The organism is Herbaspirillum sp. C9C3 (genome assembly GCF_013359625.1).
In the GTDB taxonomy this organism is placed as follows: Bacteria; Pseudomonadota; Gammaproteobacteria; order Burkholderiales; family Burkholderiaceae_D; genus Herbaspirillum.
Window position 1 is genome coordinate 1 of the sequence record NZ_JABFMQ010000052.1, and the last position, 6816, is coordinate 6816.

Below are 6816 nucleotides of genomic sequence, written 5' to 3' on the forward strand. Positions count from 1 at the left end.
TGTCTCGCCAAGAAAAGTAAGCAAAAGAAGGCGACCCCAAAGAGCCAGCCCTCCTGCGGAGGGTCCCCGTCGCAGCGAAGCGAAAAGTGGGAAGAATAGAGTCGCTTCGCTCCGACTATTCTTCTGATCCACTTTTCGCTCCGCTGCGACGGCTGGCTCTATGGGGACCGTCCACTCGGGCTCGCCTTCGGCATCGCCATTGTCTTCCTCGCCTTCGGCATCGCATTTGTCTTCCTCGCCTGCGGCTTTGTGCGGTCGGGTGCTCAAACTCCCGTTCGGACTGAGTAGCGGCACCGCCGCGTATCGAAGACGCGCCGCTGGCTAAATCATATAAATCATTAGCGCTTCGCCTCAAAGCTGCGCAGGAAATCCAGCAAAATCTGCCCCGAGACCTCCGCATCATCCGCCGTCATCGTCTCCAACGGATTGTGGCTGATGCCGCCATTGCCACAACGCGTAAACAACATGCAGACATCCGTCAGTTTCGCAATCGCCATCGCATCATGCCCCGCTCCGGAAGCCAACTCGAACGGCGTCACCCCCGCACGCTCCGTCGCGGCGCGCAACTGATCCATCAGCCACGGCGCACACGGCGCAGCCGGGGCGCTCAAGGTCTCTTCGAGCTTGAAGTCAATGCTGCGGCGAGCACAAATCTCTTCGATCTTGCCCAGGATGTCCTTCACCGCCGCAATACGCACTCCATCCTCGGCCGCACGAATGTCCAGCGACAACTGGCACGCGCCCGGAATCACATTCGTCGACCCGCGCGGTACCTGCAACTGCCCCACCGTGCCCACCAGCGCGGCATGCTGGTCCTGCGAACAACGCTGCTCCACAGCCAGGATGATCTCGGCCGCCGCGGCGGCCGCATCCTTGCGCATGTCCATCGGCGTGGTGCCGGCATGGCTGGCTACACCCTTCAATTCCACCAGATAGCGCGAGCTGCCCGCAATCGAGGTGACGATGCCTACCGGCAAATCACGATTGAGCAACACCGGTCCCTGCTCGATGTGCACCTCCACATAGCCCAGGATGTCGGCCGGGTCGCGCGCGATCTGCGGGATGGCCGCGACATCATGACCCGCCCTGGTGATGACCTCGCGCATGCTGATGCCATCCTTGTCCTGCAACTCCAGCAGCTTCATGTCGAAATGGCCGGTCACCGCATTGCTGCCCAGGAAGGTGCTCTTGAACCGCACACCTTCTTCTTCCGAAAAACCGATCACCTCAAAATGGAAAGGCAAGGTCTCGCCACGTTCATGCAAATGCTTCACCACGGCGATGGGCAGCAGGATGCCTTCGCGTCCATCGTATTTGCCCCCATTGCGCACCGTGTCGTAGTGCGAGCCGGTCAGCAGGGTCTTGGCTTGCGGATCCGTGGAAAGATATCGCCCCACCACGTTGCCGACCGCATCGATATGCACGTGCATGCCGGCCTCGCGCATCCATTGCGCAATCTGCTCTGCCGTGCGCTGGTGCGTTTCGGTGAGATAGGTGCAGGTCAGCGCTCCTTCGTCTTCGGACAAGGCGCCGATCTCTTCTGCCCACTGCATCACCATCGCGCCCATCGCCGGACGATGGCCCAGCAGGTCGTTGATGCGCATCTCGGCAATGCGGCCGATCTGGCGCAGGGCTTCACGCAATTCGTCTTCCGGCTGGTTGCGCAGGCGGCGTGCAAAGGTGGCGATGATCTGCTGGCGCGTGAGGCCCGCACCGGTGGGGCCCTTCACCGCAAGGATGAAAGGGAAGCCGAACTTTGCGTTGTAGTCGGCATTGAGTTGTTGCAGGCGGGCAAATTCTTCCGGGGTGCACAGATTCAATCCGGCCTTGGCCTGCTCTCCCGTAGATTCGGCGGTCAGCTCGCCGGCAATGGCGGCGCGGCCAGCCAGTTCGGGGTGGGCCCGGATCAGGCTCAGCTGCTCGGCGCGGCTGGCGTCGGTCACGACCTTGTGCAAGGCCAGCTTGAAGGCAGTCAGATTGCGGAAAGGACGCTGCAGCGCAGCCCGCTCGGGAATCCAGGGAGAGTGCTCGTAAATGCCGTGCAGGGCGGCGATGAAGGCCGAAGTCTCGGCTGCGTTCAGTTGTTCCAGTGTCGTCGTCATGTGCTGGCCGGTCGGCGCGCCGCCGGCTCCCTCGCTGTGTTCATGGGTGATGCCGCAAGTCGGCGCCGCCCCCCCCATCTGAAAATCAGGATTGTCGGTGCCGATTGTTGTCTGCGGCTGTCGTCTCACGCTCTGCGCCCAAGCCCGCCCGGTGCGGTCTGCTGCGCAGATGAGACTTTAAAACATCTTGGCCCGGATGGCATCAACGGTTTCATCTGGGCGCTATGCACGGCGGCATATCTCGCCGGCTGCGTTTCAGTGGTCCGAGCTCTGCGCCGCCGCCACCGCATAGCGGGCCACGTCCTCTTCGCTGCCACGGCCATTGAAGAACAGGTTCAGACCGACCGCCATGGCCGAGGCCAGCAGGATGCCGCTGTGGAAGATGGTGCCCAGCAGATGCGGCATCTTGTCGAAGAAGGTCGGGGCGACGATGGGGATCATGCCCACGCCAATGCTGATGGCCACGATGAAAAGATTGTTGCGGTTGCCGTGGAAATCGACCTTGGAGAGGATCTTGATGCCCGTCGCTGCCACCATGCCGAACATCACGATGCCGGCCCCACCCAGCACGAATTGCGGAATCGATGCGGCCACGTGCGCCATCTTGGGGAACAGGCCGAAGGCAATCAGGATCACCCCGGCTGCCACGCAGACGAAACGGCTGCGAATGCCCGTCACGCCGACCAGCCCGACATTCTGCGAGAAGGAGGTATAGGGGAAGGTATTGAACAGCCCCCCGATCACCGTGCCCAGACCATCCACGCGCAAGCCGCTGGCCAGGGTGCGGTCGTCGATGCGGCGGCCGACGATGTCGCCCAGTGCCATGAACATGCCGGTCGATTCGATCATGGTCACGATCATCACCAGGCACATGCTGATGATGGAGGCGATGTCGAATTGCGGCAGCCCATAGTGAAAAGGCTGGATGAAGGCGAACCAGTCCGCCGCATCCAGCCCGTCAAAGCTGATCTTGCCGAGGGCAAAGGCAATCACGAACCCGACCACCATGCCCATGAGCACCGAAATGTTGGAGATGAATCCCCGTGTGTACTTGGTGATGAGCAGGATCGAGACCAGCACCACCGCCGCAATCGAGAGCGACAGCGGCGAGCCGTAGTCGGGATTGGGGACCTTCACGAAGACCCCGTCGACCAGCTTGCCGATCACCGGTTGTCCACCCGCCGCCCAGTTGATGCCCACGCCCATGAGCGAGACCCCGATGACGGTGATGACGGTGCCGGTCACCACCGGCGGGAAGTAGCGCATCAGCTTGCTCATGTAGGGCGAGGCAAGGATACAAAAGACCCCGGACGCAATCACGGCCCCATAGATGTGCAGGATGTTCAGTTGCGGGTCGTTGGCCATGGCGACCATCGGCCCCACGGCGGCGAAGGTCACGCCCATCATCACCGGCATGCGGATGCCGAACTTCCAGATGCCGGCACTCTGGATGATGGTCACCAGGCCGCAGCAGAACAGGTCGGCACTGATGAGATAGGCAATCTCGGACTTGGGCAGGTTCAGCGCGCCGCCGATGATGAGCGGCACGGCAATGGCGCCGGCATACATCACCAGCACATGCTGCATGCCGAGGGCAAAGAGCTTGAATAGGGGTAGGCGTTCATCCACCGGATGGCGAGCGGCTTGCATGGGGTTGTCTCCTGGTATTTTTTTATCGATGGAACCTGGCATGTGACCGCGCCCGTATTGTGTCTCCGTGTTGCCAGGAGGGCGTGCCTTGCCGCTTGAAGGTGGTTCCGGCCCAGTACCGTGTTCCGCGTCTTGGTGCTGTCTTTGTGCGGATACCGGCCTGTTGCTGGCGATACTAATGCAATCCGGTCAGTGCGATATATAAGTCCCGGCATACCGGCAGGCGCGCCGCCGATATATGCCGGACCGCCCGTTTCCTTTGCCGCAGCGGCCCGGCACCGGTTCAGGCGCGGCCCTGCGCCATCATCTTGGCCGCCGCGCTGACCTGGGCGCGCAGCCATTTGTGCTCGGTCGCCTGATGCACCCGCTCATGCCACAGCTGGTAAAAACGCAGGGGCGGGAACTTGATCGGCACCGTGTAGCTTTTCAGGCCCAGGAGCTTTTCGTAGAAGCTGGCGAACTGCTGGCCTGCTGTGAGCACTAGGTCGGTTTGCGCCACCATGTAGGGCAGCATGCGGAAGTGCGCCGATTCCACCACCACGTTGCGATGCAGGTTCTGCTTTTCCAGGAAGGTGTCGATGGTGCCGTGGTAGCCGGGCAGGATCTGCGAGGGCGCTGCATGCGGCAGCGAGAGATAGTCCTCGATGCGCATGGCATCGCGCGCGGTGCGCTTGGCATAGGCGCAGTCGGCGCGCATCAGGCAGACGATGGGATCATCGAACAGCTTGGAGAGATGCAGATGCGCAGGCGGTTCGTCCCAGTTGGCAATGACCAGGTCCAGTTCTCCATCCGAGAGCAGGCGCACGTAATCGGTATCCGGCCCCAGCGCATGGATGACGATGCGGCTGCGCGGCGACTCGCGGCGCAGGCGGGCGATCACTTCGGTGAAGAAGGGCGTGTTCATGTAGTCCGGCGCGGCAATGTGGAAGGTGCGCTCCTCCTCTTGCGGTACGAAGGCGGTCTTGGGCACGAACAGGCGTTCGGTCTCGTCGAGGATGCGCTTGGCCGGTTTCAACAGGCTCTCGCCATGCTGGGTCGGGACCATGCCGCGCGCACCGCGCACCAGCAGCGGGTCACCGGTGAGTTCGCGCAGCTTGCGCAGGGAGGCCGAGATGGAGGGCTGCGGCTGGTTCAGTTTCAAGGCCACCCGCGAGACGTTTTTCTCGCACAGCAGGAGATAAAGAATACGGATGAGGTGGATGTCGAGATGGTCAGGCAGCCTGGACATGGGAATGTCTCCGGGGTCTTGTGGTGCGGGACAGGTGACGGTTTTTCGTTCACTCTGGGGCGGCTGCATCGGGGCAGGCGCATTATCGTTGTCGTTTGCCCAGACCGGCTCGGGCGGCGGCCTGGCGGGATGCGAGCGCAAGCGTCCCACATCCAGGGGGCATTTTTGTATATCGTCATTCGTATGTCAAATATACGTTGATGACCATGTTTTGTGCAGTCCCCGCGTTTATCGTTCGTGCAACCGTCCCGCATCAGCAGGGCGGCTTAGAACAGATGGCAAAAGCCATCGGGTCGTAGCGGCAGCACGACGGGAGACCAGGCACGGCACCATCACGGTGCCCGCGCTTCCCGGCGCGCGGGAAGCCTTCACTCCACTCATCCAGTCGTTGCCATGGCATGCGCATGGCGGGGGAAGACTTTCATGGCGGCCCATTCCTGAGGCAATGCCTCGCCTGTCCGGAGTAGGTCGCGGTGGCGGACAGCAATCCTGCGTGGGGAAGACATGGAAGCACTCCTGGTTTCATATGGCATCGACTGGGCCAATCTGCTGGTCCGCTGGCTGCATCTGATCACGGGCATCGCCTGGATCGGTGCCTCGTTCTATTTCGTCTGGCTGGACAACTCCATCCGCCCGCCCAAGCCGGGCAGCGATCTGGAGAAGAAGGGCGTCTCCGGTGAACTGTGGGCGGTGCACGGCGGTGGTTTCTACAATCCGCAAAAGTATCTGGTGGCCCCGGCCGAACTGCCCGAGGAATTGCACTGGTTCAAGTGGGAAGCCTATGCCACCTGGATCACCGGCGTGGCCATGCTGTTCATCGTGTATTACTTCAATGCCTCGGCCATGATGGTGGACAAGTCGGTGGCCAACCTTACCGGTCCGCAAGCAGTGGGCGTGGGCATCGGTACGCTGGTGCTGGGCTGGATCGTCTACGACCTGCTGTGCAAGTCGCCACTGGGCAAGCGCGAAGGGCTGCTGGGGCTGGTGATGTTCGTCTTCATCGTGGCGGTGGCCTATCTGCTCACGCACCTGCTGTCGGGCCGCGCGGCCTATATCCACGTGGGCGCGATGATCGGCACCATCATGGTCGGCAATGTGCTCATGGTCATCATCCCGGGGCAGCGCAAGCTGGTGGAGGCAATGAAGGCGGGCCGCTCGCCGGATCCCGTCCATGGTCGCAAGGGCAAGCAGCGCAGCGTGCACAACAACTACTTCACCCTGCCCATTCTGTTCATCATGATCAGCAACCACTATGCGATGACCTATACGCACGCCCACAGCTGGCTGGTGCTGGCGGCGATCATGGCGGCCGGTGTGCTGATTCGTCACTTCTTCAATTTGCGACACAAGGGCCGCGTGGTGGTGGCCTATCCCATCGCCGGCGTAGCCCTGTTGCTGGGCGTGGCGGTGGCGATTGCGCCGCGTCCGGTGACGCCCCTGGCGGCACCTGCTGCTGCGGGTGCGGCACCGGTCGCTGCCGCCGCACCGGACTTCGCCCGCATCCAGGCCATCATTACCCAGCGCTGCGCCAGCTGCCATTCGGACAAGCCGACCCAGGCCGGCTTTGCCACCGCCCCGGCGGGGATGATGTTGCAGACGCCTGAGCTGATCCGTCAGCACGCGGCCAAGATCTTCCAGCGCGCCGTCCAGACCAAGGATATGCCGCTGGCCAACATGACCCAGATGACCGATGCGGAACGCGCTGAAGTCGCCGCCTGGTTCCAGGCCGGGGCCAAGTAATCGCACACGATCATGTCAGAGAGAACTCATCACATGCACACCATCACCATCGACGGCTTCAACCTCACCGCCGCGCAAGTCCTCAGCGTGGCCCGC

Annotated in this window: 4 protein-coding genes; 1 reads left to right on the forward strand and 3 read right to left on the reverse strand. The window is 62.3% G+C overall.

The genetic code is table 11. The features are described from left to right. Positions 1–338 precede the first annotated feature (338 nt). The 3 genes from HNO82_RS21955 to HNO82_RS21965 form a co-directional block, all read right to left on the reverse strand. Positions 339–2102, reverse strand: coding sequence for an allantoate amidohydrolase (locus tag HNO82_RS21955; protein ID WP_175345139.1), 1764 nt, complete (start codon positions 2100–2102; stop codon positions 339–341). Positions 2103–2357: 255 nt separating this feature from the next. Then, positions 2358–3752 carry a nucleobase:cation symporter-2 family protein gene (locus HNO82_RS21960; RefSeq protein WP_175345140.1) on the reverse strand — a complete coding sequence of 465 codons (1395 nt, stop codon included), beginning with the start codon at positions 3750–3752 and terminating at the stop codon, positions 2358–2360. Positions 3753–4035: 283 nt separating this feature from the next. Beyond that, the gene (locus HNO82_RS21965) at positions 4036–4980 is read right to left on the reverse strand and encodes a LysR family transcriptional regulator (RefSeq protein WP_175345141.1); all 945 of its coding nucleotides are present in this window, start codon (positions 4978–4980) and stop codon (positions 4036–4038) included. A gap of 504 nt (positions 4981–5484) precedes the next feature. On the opposite strand from HNO82_RS21965, the gene HNO82_RS21970 reads away from it, so the two are divergent. Beyond that, positions 5485–6720, forward strand: a complete 1236-nt coding sequence (locus HNO82_RS21970) for a urate hydroxylase PuuD (RefSeq protein WP_175345142.1) — start codon at positions 5485–5487, stop codon at positions 6718–6720. Positions 6721–6816 lie beyond the last annotated feature (96 nt).